This is a genomic window from Halomonas sp. A29, assembly GCF_046723295.1.
Classification (GTDB): Bacteria; Pseudomonadota; Gammaproteobacteria; order Pseudomonadales; family Halomonadaceae; genus Halomonas.
In genome coordinates this window covers 320,817-339,091 of record NZ_JAXQPR010000002.1, presented here as the reverse complement: position 1 = coordinate 339,091, position 18,275 = coordinate 320,817, and the positions used below count along the sequence as shown (strand labels likewise).

The window sequence follows — 18,275 nt, the reverse complement described above, 5'->3', positions numbered from 1 at the left end:
CTGTTATTTCTGGTCCATCAATGGATGCGGCGAACCTGGGTGAAGCTGGGCAAGCCGCCATCCCAGTGCATCCACACGGCAAAGGCACGACCGACGACATTCTCTTCGGGCACGAAGCCCCAATACCGGCTGTCGTTGGAGTGATCGCGGTTGTCGCCCATGGTGAAATAGTGTCCATCGGGGACGACGATTTCGCGCACGCGCGGGCCCGGGTCACGGGGATTATTGTAGATACGATGGCTGACCGCGCCCAGCTGCTCCTCCAACAGCCACTCGCCTGGCGCCGTAGGAGGCGCTTCGTCGAGCAGTTGCTTGGGCACGAGCTCGCCGTTGACGTAGAGCTGCTTGTCCTCGTAACGCACCGTGTCGCCCGGCAGACCCACCACCCGCTTGATGAAGTTCACCGAGGGTTCGGTGGGGAAGCGGAACACCATGACGTCGCCGCGCTCGGGCTCACCGAGCTCGATGATACGGGTGTGGGTAACCGGCAGGCGCAGGCCATAGGCATACTTGTTGACCAGGATGAAGTCGCCCACTTCCAGGGTCGGACGCATGGAACCGGAGGGTATCTGGAAGGGTTCCACCAGGAAGCTACGCAGCAGCAAGACTACCAGCAGCACCGGAAAGAACGAGCGCGCATAGTCCACCGGCCAGGGCTCTTTCATGGCCCGCTCGCGAGCGGTAGCGTCGAGTCCTTCCGTGGTACCCGCCTCGACGGCAGCCAATTTCCGGCGACGCGCCGGGCGCCACCAAACCATGTCGAGCAGCCAGATCAGACCCGTGATGGCGACGGCCATCACCAGCAGAAGAGAGAAATCCATAGTATCGACGGTCCTAGTCGTTCACCTTGAGTACGGCCAGGAAAGCGTCCTGGGGAATCTCCACCCGACCGACCTGTTTCATGCGCTTCTTGCCCGCTTTCTGCTTCTCGAGCAGCTTTTTCTTGCGCGTCACGTCGCCACCGTAGCACTTGGCGGTGACGTTCTTGCGCAGCGCCTTGACCGTGGAGCGCGCTACCACCTGCCCGCCGATGGCAGCCTGAATCGCCACATCGAACATCTGGCGCGGAATCAGTTCCTTCATCTTCTCGACCAGCACGCGGCCGCGCGAGTGAGCATGGTCGCGGTGAATGATCACCGCCAGCGCATCGACCCGGTCGCCGTTGATCAGCACGTCCAGGCGGACCAGCTTGGCCGCCTCGAAGCGCTCGAAGTTGTAGTCCAACGAGGCGTAGCCCTTGGAGATGGACTTGAGTCGGTCGAAGAAGTCCATTACCACTTCGCTCATGGGCAGCTCATAGACGAGCTGGATCTGGCTGCCGAGGAACTGCATGTCGAGCTGATTGCCGCGCCGGTTCTCGCACTCCATGATCACGTTGCCGACATACTCCTGTGGCACCAGGATGCTGGCACGTACGATCGGCTCGCGCATCTCCTCGACGTCGGCCATATCAGGCAATTTGGAGGGGTTGGAAACGTACCTGACGTCGCCGTTCTTCATTGCCAGCTCATAGACCACGGTAGGCGCCGTGGTGAGCAGGTCCATGTCGTACTCGCGCTCGAGCCGCTCCTGGATGATCTCCATGTGCAGCGTGCCGAGGAAGCCGACGCGGAAGCCGAAGCCCAGGGCATCGGAGTTCTCCGGTTCGTATTCCAGCGAGGCATCGTTGAGCGCCAGCTTCTCCAGCGCATCGCGGAAGTCCTCGTAGTCGTCGGCGCTGACCGGGAACATGCCGGCATAGACTTGAGGCTTGACCTTCTGGAAGCCGGGCAGACGCGGTACGTCCGGCGTCTTGGCGTGGGTGATGGTGTCCCCCACCGGGGCGCCCTGGATCTCCTTGATGCCGGCCACCACGAAACCCACTTCACCGGCACGCAGGATATTGGTTTCCTTGCGCAGCGGCGTGAAAATGCCCACTTCATTGGCCTGCCAGTCGCGCCCGGTGGACTTGATGCGGATCTTCTCACCCTTCTTCAGGGTGCCATCGAAGATGCGTACCAACGAGACCACGCCAAGATAATTGTCGAACCAGGAATCGATGATCAGTGCCTGCAGCGGCGCTTCCGGGTCGCCCTTGGGTGGCGGAATGTCGCGCACCAGGCGCTCTAGCAGAGCATCGATACCCAGGCCGCTCTTGGCCGACACCTGGCAGGCGTCGGTAGCGTCGAGACCGATGATCTCCTCGATCTCGTGGGAAACCTTGTCGGGATCGGCCTGGGGCAGGTCCATCTTGTTCAGCACCGGCAGCACTTCCAGCCCCTGTTCGATGGCCGTGTAGCAGTTGGCCACCGATTGCGCCTCGACGCCCTGGGCGGCATCGACCACCAGTAACGCCCCCTCGCAGGCGTAGAGCGAACGCGACACCTCGTAGGAGAAGTCCACGTGCCCCGGCGTGTCGATGAAGTTGAGCTGGTAGGTCTTGCCATCCTGGGCCTGGTAGTCGAGCGTGACCGACTGCGCCTTGATGGTGATGCCGCGCTCACGCTCGAGGTCCATCGAATCGAGCACCTGCTCCTTCAGCTCGCGCTCGGAAAGCCCGCCGCAGCTCTGGATCAGGCGGTCTGCCAGGGTCGACTTGCCGTGGTCGATATGGGCGATAATCGAAAAATTGCGTATATGCTTCAGTTTTTCGTTGCTTGCTTCGTTGCTCATCTAGCCCAATCCGGTGTTCGACACGAGCGCGGCAGCGGCGGAGTCATCGGCGCCCGTTCACGTCATATGAAATCGATGGCCGGTATTGTACCGGCATGGCCAAGTGTTGGACAGCACAGCCGCCAATGGCGGGAAAAACGAAGGCACCTCCCGCCATGGGCAGGAGGTGCCTTGTCCGCCGCTTACCCTGGGACGAATCAGCCGCGACCGAGTCGCAGCGCCACGAACAGGGAACGTCCCTCGCGATAGAGGCGCACTGGTACGGCGCGATCGGTGGGCAGCGACTCGACCAGCTCACGCAACTGCTCGGCACCCTCGACGGCATGATGGTCGAGGCTGACGATTACGTCGCCCGGCAGGATACCTGCATTGGCGGCCGCGCCACTGGCATCGACCTCGCGCACCAGCACGCCATTGTCGATACCCAGCCGTTGGCGCTCGGTCTCGTCCAACTGAGCCACCGCCATCCCCAGACGGGCCTGGGCGTCGGCCCCTCCAGAACGCGCCTGGGCCGTTTGTTCACTGCCGGGCCAGTCACCGATGGTCACCGCAAGGTTCTGACGATCGCCATCGCGCATGATGGTCAACTCGGCCTCGTTGCCGGGGGTCACCCGGCCGATCAACCGCGGCAAGTTGCGAGAACGCTCGACCTCTTCGCCATCGACCTCCAGCACGATATCGCCCGCCTGGAGACCTGCCTTGGCCGCGGGGCCTTCGGGGTCTAGATCGGCAATCAGGGCGCCGCTGGCGCTTTCCATGCCGAAGGACTCGGCCAGGTCACGCGATACCGGCTGGATCATCACCCCGAGCCAACCACGACGGACACGTCCGTCGTCGCGCAGCTGGTTGGCGACGTCCATGGCCACGTTGATCGGAATCGCGAACGACACTCCCATGAAGCCGCCACTGCGGGTGAATATCTGGGCGTTGATGCCGACCACCTCGCCATCGAGGTTGAACAGTGGCCCGCCCGAGTTGCCCGGGTTGATGGCAACGTCGGTCTGGATGAAGGGTACGTAGGCATCCCGCGGCAGCGTGCGGTTGATGGCACTGATGATGCCCGCGGTCACCGAATGGTCGAAGCCGAACGGGGAGCCGATGGCGGCCACCCACTCACCTACGCGCAGGCGATCGGAATCGCCCATTCTCAGCGTAGGCAGGTCCGATGCATCGACCTTGAGCAGCGCCACATCGGTCTGGGTATCCGCGCCAATCAGCTCGGCCTCCAGCTCACGACGGTCATTGAGGCGAACGAGTATCTCGTCGGCTCCCTCGACCACATGGGCATTGGTCAGGATGTAGCCATCCTCGCTGATGACGAATCCGGACCCCAGCGACTGCCGCTCTCCCCCTCGTCCGGGCTCACCCGGAGGCGCCGGGAAGCGGTCGCCGAAGAAGTGGCGGAAGATATCGGGAATTTCCTGGCCGCCGAAACCCTCGAAAGCCGGCGGCCGATCCCGCATGGCCCGGGTGGTGGAGATATTGACCACTCCTGGAGCAGCCTGCTCGACCAGCTCGGTGAAATCAGGCAAATCGCGGGCGAAGGCAGACTGCCACGACAGCAGCATGGCCAACAGCAGCGCCCAGAGAGAGAACTGTCGCATAAAAGGCATCATTAGAGCTCCTGCATCAGCTTGTACGTCGTCTCAAGCGGTAACTGTCCAAAGCGGTAACTAGGGAAGCGCGCACCGTTTTTCAAGGGTCTCTGGCATAAAGCCATGAAGAGAGCACCGTGAACGAGCGCTCATTCCGCTGCTTCGCGCCAAGCCATGTTCTCTGCCACCTGAACGAGCACCCGAGGGGGCAGCTCGCCCATTACGACGACCTGAAGGGGGCGCTCGTCGGCCATCACGTGGCGAACTACGGCAAGCGAGATACCCAGCCGATGCAGCCCGGGAATCAGGCGCTCTTGCCCCTCCTCGATGGGTTCGACGAATAGGCTGAGCGTCGAGAGTCCATCGCTGTAGATACGGTGGCCTACAGCCGGATCCTGCCGTTCTGCATCACTGTCGACCGGCTGGTCGACGAAACCTTCGGGTAGCCAGGCGGGATACCATGACTGCTGCTGGGGCTCTCGATAGGCATCCAGCACGACTCCACCCTCATGCAGCCGCGGTGGCTGAAGCTCGGTAAGTTGAAATGTCTCCACGACGCGTCCCCGGTCGTCGATCAGCTCGCGCTTCAGCGGCAAGGCCGTCTCGGAGTCGAGCCACAGGCGCTGGCCAAAGCGCATCCCATCGAGCGGCTCGATATCGAGCCGCATCGCGCCACGGTTGGCAATGCGCTCGTCGCTGCCCAGGGATAACCGGTAGTACTGGTCGATATGACGTGCGATACCCGCAGGGGAGGCAGGTACGCCCTCGTCGTCGCTGGACCAGTTCATGCGGCCGATACGCCCGCGGCGCTCGAAGAAGACCGGAGGCCCGTCGAGAAAGCGGGCCACTTCACGTTCGACACCGTCCTGGATGTCACGTGACAGCGCCAGCGTGCGCACCCCATCGATGCCGATGCGTACCGCACGCGCCTGAAAGACGTGACAATGACTGGCCCAGAGGCTGCGCTCGAACCACTCCAGGGGCGACTCGGGCTGGTCCCATTCAGCCAGTTGACGACAATCGAATTGCTCGGTGTCGAACTGTGCCGCTGCCGAGGTTTCGGCAAAAGCGGGCGACGACAGAGGTGCCAGAAGCGCGGCGCTGCTGATTAGGGCCAGGCGCTTTACGATACGCCTGACCGCCATCAGCGCTGCCCCAGTGTCTCGTTACCCGAACCGCGCAGCAAGGGCATCCATACATCGCCGCTGCGATAGGTGGCGCCTTCGGCATGCCGATCGAGATAGGACTGAAGCAGGCGTGCCTGCTCCTGATCGGAGCGCTGTGACTGACGAGGGTTGGGCGTCATGAACAAGGGGGAGTCGAAGCTGGCTCCTGCCGGCATCATGCCGGACTGCCCACCAGAGGCCGCCGGAGAAAAGAGCGGCATGCCCACGGGTGTCGCCTGACTGCCAACTCCGGCCTGAGCCGCGAGACTACGCTGCGGCTGAGCGGCGGCGGAACGTGCTTCGCTGTCGGCCAGTTGGGCATCGCCGCCCGTCGTGGCGGTGAAGTCGCTGCCTTGATAGAACTGCACCCCGGTGATCACCATCAGACTGACGGCGGCGGCAATACCCGCGCTGCGGGCAAAGGGGTAGGAACGACGCGCTGCGATACTCGGTTCTTCCACTACCGGTGCCGGTTCGGCTTCCAGTCTGGCCATGATCCCGGCCGAGAGGTCCGTGCGGACATCGATGTCATGATCCCGACGCATCAGGCTGCGCATCAGGTGATAGCGCCGCCAGGCTTCCGCTGCATCCGGTTCATCCTCGAGGGACTTCAACACCCGGCGCAACTCGAGATCATCACCTTCGCTGTCCATCAGGGCAGAAAGCGATTCCCGTGCATTCTGACTCATTCCTAACACCCCCACATCGGCAAGGCACCCTGCCTCGCTATCAATGATTCCCGGCATTCCCGACCGCACCCAACCGAAATGCCGACACCCCATGTTTCCACTGTCATACAGCAGTCAATGCTTCAGACGTCATCGACGCGAGACAGTTCAGCGTCGAAGCAAAAACATTGTCGAAAACTTTACTCCGTGATCGATTCCCGTGTTCTTGCCGTCGTCACCAGTGGCTGAATGTGCTGGTCCACCGCCTCCCGGGCACGAAAGATACGCGAGCGTACCGTGCCCACGGGGCACTGCATGATGTTGGCAATATCTTCATAGGAAAGCCCGTCGAGTTCACGCAGGGTAATGGCCGTGCGCAGGTCGTCAGGCAGGTTTTCGATGGCCTCGAACACGGCTGCCTCGAGCTGGTCCCGAGCCAGAGACGATTCGGGCGTCTCGATGTCTGCCAGGCGACCGCTATGATCGAGAATCTCGGCATCGACGATGTCGAGATCGCTGCCAGGAGGCCGCCGGCCTCTGGATACCAGGTGGTTCTTCGCCGTGTTGATGGCGATGCGATACATCCAGGTATAGAAGGCGCTCTCGGCGCGAAACTTGCCGAGCGCCCTATAGGCCTTGATGAAGGCTTCCTGGGCCACATCCTGCACCTCGGCGTGATCCTGTATATAGCGCCCAATCAGCCCAATGATCTTGTGCTGGTATTTCTTGACCAGCAGGTCGAAGGCTCTCGTATCGCCTTTCTGAGCACGCTCGACGAGCTGTTGATCGGTTTCCCGGTTACCCATTCACGCTCCCCCCGGCAGGGCGACAGCCTGAAGCGGGATGAGCGACGAATGCGTCGTTAGGTAGTCTGCATGCATGGTATCAACCTGGAGCCCATTGGCCGCTGTAAGTCCCTGGACGTCGTCGTCCGTTTCGACAAGTGTTCCTGTTTCTTGGCCGCGCATCAAGCCGCTGCCATGCAGCCGGCGCTGTGACAATTACCTGGCCGCCGGGTTCCGTTGCGATTGCTGAATTCTTCCTCGGCGGGTGTATAGTAGTTCATCCTCTTGCCATCAACGCACCACGACACAGGTAGCAACATGTCAGATCAGCAGGTCAGCAACCTCAACGTCCTGTCCCAGGACGTACTGATCACTCCCGAAGCCCTCAAGAACGAGATCCCCCTCGGTGAAGTCGCCGAGAGAACGGTGATCGAGGGACGCCGGACCATCCAGAACATCCTCGACGGCACCGATCCACGGCTGCTGGTAGTAATCGGCCCCTGCTCGATCCATGACGTCGATGCCGCCCTGGACTATGCTCGCCGCCTGCGCCGCCTGGCTGACGAAGTGAAGGACACCCTCTTCATCGTGATGCGCGTCTACTTCGAGAAACCGCGCACCACGGTCGGCTGGAAAGGCCTGATCAACGATCCGCACCTCAACGGCTCCTTCGAGATCGAGGAAGGCCTGCACATCGCACGCAAGTTGCTGGTGGAGCTGTCCGAACTCGGCCTGCCGCTGGCCACCGAGGCGCTCGACCCGATCTCACCCCAGTACCTGCAGGATTGCATCAGCTGGTCGGCGATCGGCGCACGCACAACCGAATCCCAGACCCACCGCGAGATGTCCTCGGGCCTCTCCAGCCCCGTAGGTTTCAAGAACGGTACCGACGGCAGCCTCGATGTCGCCATCAACGCCCTGCAGTCGGTGTCGCACCCCCACAACTTCCTCGGCATCAACCAGAGCGGCCAGGTGGCGATCATCCGTACCCGTGGCAACGCTTACGCCCACGTGGTGCTGCGTGGCGGCAACGGCAAGCCCAACTACGACAGCGTCAGCGTGGCGCTGGCCGAGCAGGAACTGAAGAAGGCCGGTATCAAGCCCAACATCATGATCGACTGCTCCCATGCCAATTCCAACAAGGATCCGGCGCTGCAGCCGCTGGTGCTGGACAACGTCACCAACCAGATCCTCGAAGGCAACCGCTCGATCATGGGATTGATGGTCGAATCCAACATCGGCTGGGGCAGCCAGAAGATCCTCGACGACCATAGCCAGATGCAGTACGGCGTTTCCGTGACCGACGCCTGTATCGACTGGACCACGACCGAGGAAAGCATGACCCGAATGGCACAGAAGCTCAGCACGGCGCTGGTCGAACGACGCCAGGACTGAGGCCGGCGGGTGCGACTGCCGCCACAGGCCCGCCATTGCGGGCCTTTTTCTTGCCCCGCTACATGCCGTCGATTTCTCGCACGAACGGCGGCAAGGAATCGAGCAGCGCCTGGCCGTAACGACGGGTGAGCACACGTCGATCGAGCAGCGTGATTCGCCCCTGGTCGGCCTCCTTGCGGATCAACCGCCCGCAGGCCTGGACCAGCTTGATCGAGGCATCGGGTACGCTGATACGCATGAAGGAGTTGCCGCCGCGGCTCTCGATCCACTCGGCAAGAGTCGCTCCGACCGGATCGTCGGGCACGGCGAACGGCAGCCGGGTTATCACCACGTGGGTCAGGTAGTCGCCCGGCAGGTCAATGCCCTCGGCGAAACTCGCCAGACCGAAGATCACGCTGCCCTCCCCGGCGTCCACCCGCGCCCGGTGGCGCTCGATCAACTCGCGCTTGGGCAGTCGATCCTGGGCCAGCACCCTCTCGCGCCATTGCGCCGGCAGGGCTTTCTCCACCGCCCGTAGTTGAGCCCGTGACGAGAACAGCATCAATACCGCCTCCTTGTCACCGAGCCCGGTGACGAAATCGACGATGGCCCGCTCGTGGCCCTCACGGTCGCTGGGGTCCACGGCCGCACGCGGTACGCTGAGCACCGCACGGGAGTAGTCGAAGGGGCTCGGCAGGCGCTGGTAGCGGTAGCGATTGGCCAGCCCGGCACGCTCCTGCAAACGCTCGAAGCGACCAAGCGCAGTAAGCGTGGCCGAGGTCACCACGGCACCGAAGCAGCTCCCCCACAGGCTCTTGGCCAGTGTCGGCGCGGCAGAGACGGGGCTTGCCGAAAAGGTCAGCTCGGGGTCGGCTCCGAAGCGCTCTAGCGTCAGCCAGCGCGCCTGCGGCGCCTCACCTTCCGTATCGGTCTCGGCGTACGCTTCCCACAGCCCATGCGCCTCCAGCGCGCGACCATGCAATAGCGCCAGCAACGGCAGCCAGGCCTCGGCCTGCTCGCGCTCGAGCCCGGCGTGCTTGTCGGGATCAAGGCTCTCGCGCAGGATGTCGCTCATGGTTTCGAGCGTGCGCGAAAGCTCGGCAAAACCCACCAGCATGCTGCCGGCGTGCTCGCGCAGGGCATCGGGTACCCGCCCCATCTCGAAGCGATACTGGTGGCTCTCCTCACCCTCCTCCAGCCCATGCTGACGCCCAGCCAGTTGATGGCCCAGCGAAAACGCTTCGCCCAGGCGCGGTTCTAGCGCAGCGATGGTTTCCGGCAGACCAGCCAGCAGCCGCGCCAGGGTCGGTTGTATCGCCAGCGCCTGGTTGAGCTCGGTCAGCGATTTCTTGAGGTTACCCAGCCAGCGCAGCGTACCGTTGACGCCCACGCGATGGGCAAAGTGGGTAAGGGCCTTGTCCGGCAGGTGATGCCCTTCGTCGAAGACGTAGATGCAATCGCCGGGAGGCGGTAGCACCACGCCGCCGCCCAGCGACAGGTCGGCCAGCACCAGGTCATGGTTGGCGACGATGATGTCGGCGCTTTCGAGGTCGCGGCGGGCGCGGAAGAAGGCACAGGCGGCGAAATGGCCGCAGCGGCGGTTGGTGCACTGCCGATGGTCGATGGTCAGTCGCCGCCAGTCGCCGTCGTCGATGGAATCGGGCCAGCTCTCGCGATCCCCCTCCCAGCGGCCGCTACCGTAGGCGTCGGCCATCTCCTGAACCAGCGCCTGGAAGTGGTCGCCGCCACCTTGCGCCAGGCTCTGCTCGAACAGCGACAGGGTCGGATTGCCCTCGACACCATCGAGCGCCTGCTCCAGGCGCGTCAGGCACAGGTAGCGCCCGCGCCCCTTGGCCAGGGCGTAGTTGAAATCGAGACCGCTATGAGCCTTGAGGGTCGGCAGGTCCTGCAGCAGCACCTGCTCCTGGAGGGCGATGGTAGCGGTTGCCACCACCAGGCGCTTGCCCTTGGCCTTGGCCACGGGCAGCGCCGACAGCAAATAGGCCAGGGTCTTGCCGGTTCCGGTACCCGCTTCGAGTACACAGACATGCTCATCCGAAACCCGTCGGCCGGCATCGTCGGCCTCGATGGCACCCAGGGTGCGAGCGATCTCGGCGATCATCAGCCGCTGGCCGTAGCGAGGCGTCAGTCCTTGGGCCTCCAGCACGCGGCGGTAGGCGGCCTGTATCTCGCCCTTGAGGGCCTCGTCGAGCATGGCCTCACTCTCTAGAGAACTTACTGTCTGGGGAACGCCTGGCAGTAGTGGCTTCGGCGCCGTCGACAGGTTTCCGAGGAGGCGCTGTGAACCCTTCCCTGGGCGCTACTTTTGCCATTCATGGCAAAAGACCTCCTCTTCCACCTGTCCCCGGCACCCTCTCGGCGCGGGCAGCAGGCTTTACAGCAATCCCTCGGGCGGATGCACGCAGGGCAGCTTGTCCTGGATGTAGCGCTCGATTTCCGGCAACGAGAAGGCATCCTCCTCGCCGACGAAACTGATCGACACCCCCGCAGCCCCGGCACGGCCGGTACGACCAATGCGGTGGACATAGTCCTCCGGGTCCTCGGGCAAGGTGTAGTTGATCACGTGGCTAACATCTTCGATATGGATGCCACGGCCAGCCACGTCGGTCGCCACCAGAACCTGCACTTCGCCCTCGCGGAACATCTCCAGGGTCTTGATGCGCTGGTTCTGCGGCACGTCACCAGAGAGCATGGCCACGTTGATGTCGGCTTTCTTCAGTAGTCCCTCGAGCTTGCGCACCAGGTCGCGGCGGTTGCCGAACACCATGACCCGGTCGAAGCTCTCCTGCTTGAGCAGGTTGACCAGCAACCGTGCCTTGTCATCGTCACTGACCATGTAGACGCGCTGATCGATGTTGGCCTTGTTGTCGACCGTGACCTCGATTTCGACATGGGTCGGCTGATGGGTCCACTGGCTGGCCAGGTTGAGGATGTCATGGGAGAAGGTGGCCGAGAACAGGAAAGTCTGGCGCTCCTCTTTCTTCGGCGTATGCCGGATGATGCGCTTGACGTCGGGAATGAAACCCATCGACAGCATACGGTCGGCTTCATCGAGTACCAGTACTTCAACCTGGGTGAGATCGACGTCGCGCTTCTCGTGGAAGTCGAGCAGGCGTCCGGGCGTGGCAACCAGGATGTCCACTGTCTTGCCCAGATGCTCGCGCTGCTTCTGGTAGTCCATGCCGCCGACGACGCTGGCCACGTTGAGGTCGGTAAAACGCGCCAGGGCCTTGGCATCCTTCTCGATCTGCAGGGCCAGCTCGCGGGTCGGGGCCACGATCAGCGCACGCGGCGCACCGGGCTTCTGCCCATCGGGCGTCTCTTCCTCGAGGAAGTAGGCCATTATCGAGATCAGGAAGGCGGCGGTCTTGCCGGTGCCGGTCTGGGCCTTGCCGACCACGTCGCCACCCAGCAGGGTGTGGGTCAGCGCCTCGGCCTGGATCGGCGTGCAGTACTCGAAGCCCAGGGCATGAATGGCGCGCATCAGCGGCAGAGGCAGATCAAAGTCGTGAAAGCGCCACTTGCCCGCCACGGCAGGCACCTGAAACTGGCGCAGATCCCAGTTCGACTGGCGGCGGCGCGGCTTGCGACGACGGCGCTTGGGCTTGCGGTTTTCGGCCGGTGCTGTGGTCTGTTCCGACTCGCTCATAGGCTATGTATCACGTCCGTAGCAATGGGATGAACTTCGTACAGCCGCATATTGTACCAGTCTATGGCGTCGAGGGCGCGCCTCTTGCATCGGACTGGTAGAATGACGTTCTGCTGCTACTCGACACCCATGGAGCCAGGCCTGATGACACGCCGCAAGAAAACACGCTCGCTGGCCGACAAGGTGACCATCCGCACCGGCAAGCGCAAGGACTACAAGAAGTGGCGCCACGAGAACCCCGACCAGGTGGTCTCGTCGCGCCGCTTCACCCAGAAGAAGCGCCAGCAGCGCAAGCTGCAGGCAGCACGCAAGCTGGCCCGCCAGGAGCAGGGCGACAGCATCGCCATTCATCCCGAATCCAGCACAACGACTAGCGAGGAGCGCGACGAGTGATACGCCTGGTCTCGTTCAACATCAACGGGCTGCGCGCCCGGTTGCATCAGCTCGAAGCGCTGATTGCCGCCCACCGGCCCTTGGTGATCGGTTTGCAGGAAACCAAGGTGCACGACGACGAGTTTCCCCGCGAGGCGGTCGAGGCCATGGGCTATCACGTCCATTTCCACGGCCAGAAGGGCCACTACGGCGTCGCCCTGCTGTGCCACAAGACACTCTGCCCCAGCGGGCCGGAAGAAGTCTTCTTCGGTCTTCCCGGCGATGGCGAGGAGTCCCAGCGGCGCCTGATCGGCGCTCGCCTGCGTACCGCCGACGGCGAAGCGTTGACCGTATGGAACGGCTACTTCCCCCAGGGGGAGAATATCGCCCACCCCACCAAGTTTCCCAACAAACGAGAGTTCTACGCCCAGCTGATACAGCTGCTGCGCGACCAGCACCGCCCCGACGAGCGACTGGTGGTGATGGGAGATTTCAACATCTCCCCGGAGGACATCGATATCGGTATCGGTGAGGACAGCCGCAAGCGCTGGCTGCGCGAGGGCAAGACCAGCTTCCAGCCCATCGAGCGGGAGTGGCTGGGTACCCTCAAGGCGTGGGGGCTCAGCGACAGCTACCGCGTGCGCTACCCCGAGGTGGATGACCGCTTCAGTTGGTTCGACTACCGCTCACGCGGCTTCGAACGCGAGCCGAGGCGCGGTCTGCGCATCGACTACATCCTGGTCACGCCACCGCTGGCCGAACGCGTGCACGAGGCCGGCATCGACTACGATCTGCGCGGCATGGAGCGCCCTTCGGATCACGCCCCGGTGTGGACCGACTTCGACATCTGAAACCTCACGCCTCGACCTGTGGGGAAATCCTGATTGTTAGGGAAACGCTGAACAAATAGACGAGCGAGATAAAGCGCAAGGCGCACGGAGCGCAAAAAGCGGAGCCTATGGGATATAGGTGAGCATTTTGAGCACCGCGCAACGCAGCGATTTGCTCGCGCAGGCATTTGTGCAGCGTTTTCTTAGCGGGTCGAGATCCAGCGCGGATCAACTTCGGCGCCATGCGCAGCGGCCTGCTGCATGGCTTCCTGAGCCAGCTCGAGCCGTCCCCAGGCGTGGGCCAGCAGCCCAAGTCGCTGCCAGTCCTTGCCGCTATTGTTTTGTTCGGCGACCGTACGCCAGGCCTCGAGTGCCTGCGCGCGGTCTCGGGCTTCTTCCCAGGCGCGGGCCAGCAACCGTCGGTGCTCCAGGGTGTCGGGCAGCGTCTCGTCGGTGAGCGCGGCCTCCAGATATTCCGCCGCCCGGGCCGGAGTGCCGGCAACCAGATGCAGCTCGATGCGCTGGCGCAAGTCTTCCTCGCCCGCCAGTACACCCAGCCGCCAACCGGCTTCCCAGATTGCCGCGGCCCGCTCGGCCTCGCCGAGCCCTTGGGCCATGGCTGCGGCACGCCGCCACGCGGCAGGTCCGGCCTGAGCGTTCAGCGCGGCCTCGAGGCTGGCCAGGGCTTGCTCGCCCCGCCCTGCGCGCTGGAATACGGTAGAAGCTAACGCCTGCCTGCGTTCGTTCGGGTTCGGGTCGTCCGCCAGGGCGCGTTCGACCCAGTCAGCGGCCTCGTCCCAGCGCTCCAGCTCGGCCAGGGCGCGAGCCAGACGCCAACGATCGTCGGCACTGCCGCTATGGCGCTGGTGCCAATCGAGCCACAGCGTCACCGCCTCCTCTGTCTGCCCCGCCGCCAGGCGCAATCGCGCCTCTTCACGCAGCCAGCGGTCGCGCTGAGGTTGCGGGGCCTCCTGCGTACTGCGGGCCTGGCGCAAATGTTCGGCGGCAGCTTCGTGGCGCCCAGCCCCAGCCTCGGCGCCGGCCGCCAACTGCCGATACAGCGCGCTGGCCCAGCGATCGGCGACATTACCTCCTTCGAGACGCAGTGCCTGGGTGCGGGCCCGCTCGCCGACGCCGTCATGCCCGCCCTGTTGCAGCTGACGCTGGAGCTGCTCCAGGTCGGCAATGATGTCGCCTGAGAGCGCCGGCGGATCGGCCGCTGCCGAGGCGCTTGCCAGCATTGCGGCACAGGCGATCAGACGAATCACGGCACGAAGTGTCATGGCATCACCTCAACTGGAACTCGAGGCGCTGGCGAGCGCGGCGCACGCCGTTGGCCGGCTCGAACTGCCAGCGCGCCACGGCCTGCTCGGCGGCCGAGTCGAAGACATTGCGCGGCTGCGACTCGACCACACGAATGGACGAACGATCGACACTGCCGTCGGGATTAATCAGGAACTGCAGCTCCACGTGACCTTCGAGGCCGCGCCGCTGGGCCCGCGACGGATACTCCGGCGGCACGCGACTGGTCGGCGCAATCTCGCCCACGTCTACCGGACCCTGCTCTGCCGGTGCCGCCTGCTCAGCCGCCGGCCCTGATGCGGAGGCAGCGCTCTGTGCCGAGGATGACGGGCTCGGCTCGGGAGTCGGCGCCGGCTCGGGAGCCGGTTTCGGAGTCGGCTCGGGCCGCGGCTCAGGGGTTGGTTCGGGGGGCGGCTCAGGCCGTGCCTCGGCGAGCTCCGGTAGACTGGCGTCGAATTCCAGCGGTTCCATCGGCTCCGGCGGAAGCTCGGGCTCCGGCATCGTGATGGAACTCTCCAGCGGCGGCAGTGGCTCCGGCTGGGGCGGCGGTGCTGCTTCTGCAGGCGGTGGCGGCTCGGCGCTGGGCTCGGCCATTTCCTCCTGCACCGGTTCCGGAGCCTCGACCATGTTCATCGTCATGCTGACGTCGACCACGTCGAACTCCTCCTCCGGTGGCGTGACCAGCAGCGCCAGCAGCCAGAACAGCAGTAGTGCCAGCGCCACCCCGCCCAGCGAGGAGAAGGGAATACGCGTCACGGCCGGCTCCGGCTGGCAGCCACTGCGACCTGCTCCACGCCGGCCTCGCGGATGCGGTCCATCACCTCGATCAGCAGGCCGGTGGTGGAGTCGCGATCGGCCTGGATCACTACCGAGCCATCCTCGCTCACCAGCCCGGCAACCTCACCACCGACACGGTGCAGGTCTACCGCGCGGCCATCGACCCATACCGCTCCTTCAGGCGTGATGGCGACCATCACCTGAGCGTCCGGCCTCGGCGTGGCGGCGCTGGACTCGGGCCTCTCGATCTCCACCCCGCTCTCCTTGATGAAGCTGGTGGTGACGATGAAGAAAATCAGCATGATGAAGACGACGTCCAGCATCGGCGTCAGGTTGACTTCGCTGGCTTCGCCGTCATCGGCGCCTACACGGCGTCTACGCATCGTTATCCTCCACGGCGCGGGCCAGGCGGTCGTGCAGCCGCTGGTCCTCGCGTCGAATGATGTGCTCGAGGCGGCTGGTGAAAAGCAGTCCTACCACCGCCACCGCCATGCCGGTCAGCGTCGGCAGGGTGGCCCGTGCCACACCATCGGCCATGGCACGGGCCTGGCTGGTATCGGTCATCGCCAGGCTGTCGAAGACGGCGATCATGCCGGTCACGGTTCCCAGCAAGCCGAGCAACGGGCACAGCGCCACCAGCAGCTTGAGCCATGGCAGCGGACGACGCAGCCGCCAGATCAGCTCGCGCGTCCAGACCTCGCGCAGTGTCAACGCACTCCAGCTCAGGTGATCCTGGCGTGCTGCCCAGCGCTCGATCAGGGCACGCCTGGCCCGGCGGTAGGTCAGGCGGAAATACCACACTCGCTCCAGCGCCAGGCTGAACAGCAGCATTGCCACCAGGGCGATGACGACCAGTACCGAGCCGCCCGCCTCGACCAGGCGCTCCAGCGGTTCAAACCATGGCGGCATCGCGACGCGCGCTCCCGGTGACGCCATCGGGTCCATGCGGACGATGCTCGAGCTGCTCGGCCAGGGCGGCACTGGCCTGTCCCTCGACCAGGCCCGCCAGGTGGCGACTGCGGCCCGCCAGTGCGGTATGGGCGAACAATAGCGGTACGGCGGTGATGAGGCCCAGCACCGTGGTCACCAGTGCCTGGCTGATGCCGCCCGCCATCATTTGCGGATCGCCGGTGCCGAAGACAGTAATCGCCTGGAAGGTCACGATCATGCCGGTCACGGTGCCCAGCAGCCCCAGCAGCGGCGCCACCGCAGCCAGCAGCTTGACCAGCGGCTGGCCGCGCTCGAGACGCGGCAGCTCGGCCAGCACGGCTTCGTCGAGACGAGCCTCCAGCGCTTCCGGTACAGGATCGTCGTGCAGCGCCCGGAAGCGCAGCAGCACTCTTCCGAGCGGGTTGTCCTCGCGCAGCGTGGCGAGATCGCGCAGCTGACGGCGCATGGCCAGGCTGACGCGCAGCAGGTAGGCGTACTGCAGCAGGGCGACCAACAGGCCAATGCCCCCCAGCCCGACCACCACGTAGCCGACCGCCCCGCCCTGATGGAAGCGCTCGATCAAGCTCGGACGCTGAGCCAGCGCCGAAATGACCTGGCCGCGAGTGGGGTCGAGGGCCAGCGAGCGGGACTCACCGGCATGGAAGGAGGCAAGAGTGGTGGCTACCTCACGCGGCGTGCGCTCGACCACCGCCAGGGTTTCGTCATCGGCACCACGGCGCAGCAGGTGGCCCTCGGTAAAGGCGGCGAAATCGCCTAGCCGTACGACCTCACGCGGGGCAAGTTCTCCACTGGCCGAGGCTACCGGCGCCTCGAAGCGGACCACCCTTCCCGTATCGACGGTCAAGGCCACCAGGCGGTCGGCAAAGGCTTCCAGGTGCCCGAGTTCGAGCACCTCGGCATCGTCCAGCCGCGGAGGCAGGCTGGCATCCTGCATCGCCACCCAACTATCGGCCAGGGTGTCGCGCAGTTCACCGCTGTGACGGGCCAGTGAAGCAAGCACGGCCTCGAGGTCGCCCCCCTGCTCCTGCTGGCGAGCTTCGATCTCGGCCTGGCGCTCGCTCAACGCCTGTGCCTCGACCTGCAGCTCGGCGTAGCGGGTCTCGGCCCGCTCGTGGGCGGCGCGGGCCTCCTCCAGGGCGGCCTCCAGGGCGTCGCGATCCTCGATCAGCTCGGCCAGCCGCGCCCGGTCGCGGGCCTCGGCGGCTTCGCGTTCGGCACGCAAGGTGGTCAACGGCTCGGACTGGGCCTGGACCATGACCGGAACCGCCAAGAGTGCGGCAATGGCCACACCGATAAAGTAACGTGGCGCTTTCATGCGTCGCCCTCCTCGGCCCGTTCCAGCGGCTGTGAAATGGGCAGCGTAAGAAGCTCGGGGGAACGGCGATCACGGGCAATACGCAGGCCGTTGCGCACCTCACGGCGCTGAGCTTCGTCCAGGGGTGCCCAGCTACCCGTATCGGCCTGCCAGACACGTCCGGCGCGCCCGTCGGGAGTGAGATAGTAGAAGCCCACGCGTCCCAGTCGCAGGTAGTCCACCTCGCGGCGCGAATCGCCTTCGCCGAGATAGCCGCGCCAGGCATCGACTTCGCGCCCGTATTCCAGCTCGGTACGCCAGGCTTCGACGATACGCTCCCAGCGCTCGGCGGTAGAGAGTTCGCCGGCTTGAGAGCGCAGGCTGGCGACTCGCGCCTGACGCTCCTCACGCAGGAACGGCATGTCGCTGTCGACCCATTGGGCAAGCCGCTCGATCAAGCGCTCTTGCAGTACCGGCAGGGCCTCACGGGTTTCCTCCAGCGTATCCAGTGCCACCTCACGGCGGTCGAGGGTCTCGGCCTGGCGTTCGAGACGCGGGGCGAGCTCGGCGCCGTCGCGTGTCAGGCGGCGCTCGGTGCGCTCCAGCTCGCGTAGCTCTTCGAGCATCGCGCGCGTCTCGTCATCGGCGGCGTCGATGCGTGCCTGCAGCTCGGCCTGGCTGCGCTGGGCCTCTCTCGCCTCCTGCTGCAGCATGGGGTCGGCTACCGCCGAGATGACCAACCCCAGCCAGAGGAGGCCTACCCAAAGGCATGGATGACGAAACGTTCTCACGTGCGAACTCCCGGCAAAAAGACTTCGATGAAAATGCGGTCTCGCCCA

Annotated in this window: 17 protein-coding genes; 3 read left to right on the top strand and 14 right to left on the bottom strand. The window is 64.6% G+C overall.

Annotation, left to right across the window (positions count from 1 at the left end):
- Window positions 1–17: 17 nt before the first annotated feature.
- The 6 genes from lepB to rpoE form a co-directional block, all read right to left on the bottom strand.
- A complete protein-coding gene (lepB, locus tag SPH52_RS04975; protein WP_411793886.1) occupies window positions 18–821 on the bottom strand; it encodes a signal peptidase I in 804 nt (267 codons plus the stop codon).
- A 13-nt stretch (window positions 822–834) separates the two neighbouring features.
- Window positions 835–2,652 (bottom strand): translation elongation factor 4, encoded by a 1,818-nt coding sequence (gene lepA / locus SPH52_RS04970; protein ID WP_411793885.1) that lies wholly within the window; start codon window positions 2,650–2,652, stop codon window positions 835–837.
- 197 nt (window positions 2,653–2,849) lie between these two features.
- Complete coding sequence (locus SPH52_RS04965) at window positions 2,850–4,268, bottom strand: DegQ family serine endoprotease (protein ID WP_411793884.1); 1,419 nt, start codon at window positions 4,266–4,268, stop codon at window positions 2,850–2,852.
- Window positions 4,269–4,396: 128 nt separating this feature from the next.
- Window positions 4,397–5,392, bottom strand: a complete 996-nt coding sequence (locus SPH52_RS04960) for a MucB/RseB C-terminal domain-containing protein (RefSeq protein WP_411793883.1) — start codon at window positions 5,390–5,392, stop codon at window positions 4,397–4,399.
- Window positions 5,392–6,102 carry a sigma-E factor negative regulatory protein gene (locus SPH52_RS04955; RefSeq protein ID WP_411793882.1) on the bottom strand — a complete coding sequence of 237 codons (711 nt, stop codon included), beginning with the start codon at window positions 6,100–6,102 and terminating at the stop codon, window positions 5,392–5,394. The genes SPH52_RS04960 and SPH52_RS04955 overlap by 1 nt, the downstream gene beginning before the upstream one ends.
- Before the next feature lie 179 nt (window positions 6,103–6,281).
- The gene (gene rpoE / locus SPH52_RS04950) at window positions 6,282–6,887 is read right to left on the bottom strand and encodes an RNA polymerase sigma factor RpoE (RefSeq protein WP_411793881.1); all 606 of its coding nucleotides are present in this window, start codon (window positions 6,885–6,887) and stop codon (window positions 6,282–6,284) included.
- Between the two features lie 297 nt (window positions 6,888–7,184).
- Here rpoE and SPH52_RS04945 point away from each other — a divergent pair, with 297 nt between their 5' ends.
- Window positions 7,185–8,261: a 3-deoxy-7-phosphoheptulonate synthase gene (locus SPH52_RS04945; RefSeq protein ID WP_411793880.1), complete on the top strand. Its 1,077-nt coding sequence runs from the start codon at window positions 7,185–7,187 to the stop codon at window positions 8,259–8,261.
- A 58-nt stretch (window positions 8,262–8,319) separates the two neighbouring features.
- Here SPH52_RS04945 and dinG read toward each other — a convergent pair whose 3' ends face one another.
- Both dinG and rhlB read right to left on the bottom strand, forming a co-directional pair.
- Window positions 8,320–10,455, bottom strand: coding sequence for an ATP-dependent DNA helicase DinG (dinG, locus tag SPH52_RS04940; RefSeq protein ID WP_411793879.1), 2,136 nt, complete (start codon window positions 10,453–10,455; stop codon window positions 8,320–8,322).
- 180 nt (window positions 10,456–10,635) lie between these two features.
- Window positions 10,636–11,910 (bottom strand): ATP-dependent RNA helicase RhlB, encoded by a 1,275-nt coding sequence (gene rhlB, locus SPH52_RS04935; RefSeq protein WP_411793878.1) that lies wholly within the window; start codon window positions 11,908–11,910, stop codon window positions 10,636–10,638.
- 144 nt (window positions 11,911–12,054) lie between these two features.
- Between rhlB and SPH52_RS04930 the strand changes: the two genes are divergently transcribed.
- Window positions 12,055–12,303: a hypothetical protein gene (locus SPH52_RS04930; protein ID WP_411793877.1), complete on the top strand. Its 249-nt coding sequence runs from the start codon at window positions 12,055–12,057 to the stop codon at window positions 12,301–12,303.
- A complete protein-coding gene (xthA, locus tag SPH52_RS04925; protein WP_411794105.1) occupies window positions 12,303–13,133 on the top strand; it encodes an exodeoxyribonuclease III in 831 nt (276 codons plus the stop codon). The genes SPH52_RS04930 and xthA overlap by 1 nt, the downstream gene beginning before the upstream one ends.
- Window positions 13,134–13,315: 182 nt before the next feature.
- Here xthA and SPH52_RS04920 read toward each other — a convergent pair whose 3' ends face one another.
- From SPH52_RS04920 to SPH52_RS04895, 6 genes are read right to left on the bottom strand one after another with little or no spacing between them, the layout of a single operon-like run.
- The gene (locus SPH52_RS04920) at window positions 13,316–14,395 is read right to left on the bottom strand and encodes a hypothetical protein (protein ID WP_411793876.1); all 1,080 of its coding nucleotides are present in this window, start codon (window positions 14,393–14,395) and stop codon (window positions 13,316–13,318) included.
- A gap of 4 nt (window positions 14,396–14,399) precedes the next feature.
- Complete coding sequence (locus SPH52_RS04915; RefSeq protein ID WP_411793875.1) at window positions 14,400–15,170, bottom strand: energy transducer TonB; 771 nt, start codon at window positions 15,168–15,170, stop codon at window positions 14,400–14,402.
- On the bottom strand, window positions 15,167–15,574 hold the full coding sequence (locus tag SPH52_RS04910; RefSeq protein WP_411793874.1) for an ExbD/TolR family protein: 408 nt from the start codon (window positions 15,572–15,574) through the stop codon (window positions 15,167–15,169). The genes SPH52_RS04915 and SPH52_RS04910 overlap by 4 nt, the downstream gene beginning before the upstream one ends.
- Window positions 15,567–16,100, bottom strand: coding sequence for a MotA/TolQ/ExbB proton channel family protein (locus SPH52_RS04905; protein ID WP_411793873.1), 534 nt, complete (start codon window positions 16,098–16,100; stop codon window positions 15,567–15,569). The genes SPH52_RS04910 and SPH52_RS04905 overlap by 8 nt, the downstream gene beginning before the upstream one ends.
- Complete coding sequence (locus tag SPH52_RS04900; RefSeq protein ID WP_411793872.1) at window positions 16,084–17,457, bottom strand: MotA/TolQ/ExbB proton channel family protein; 1,374 nt, start codon at window positions 17,455–17,457, stop codon at window positions 16,084–16,086. Before SPH52_RS04900 ends, SPH52_RS04905 begins: the two co-directional genes overlap by 17 nt.
- Entirely contained in the window at window positions 17,454–18,227 is a 774-nt protein-coding gene (locus SPH52_RS04895) for a DUF3450 domain-containing protein (protein ID WP_411793871.1), read from the bottom strand. Before SPH52_RS04895 ends, SPH52_RS04900 begins: the two co-directional genes overlap by 4 nt.
- Window positions 18,228–18,275 lie beyond the last annotated feature (48 nt).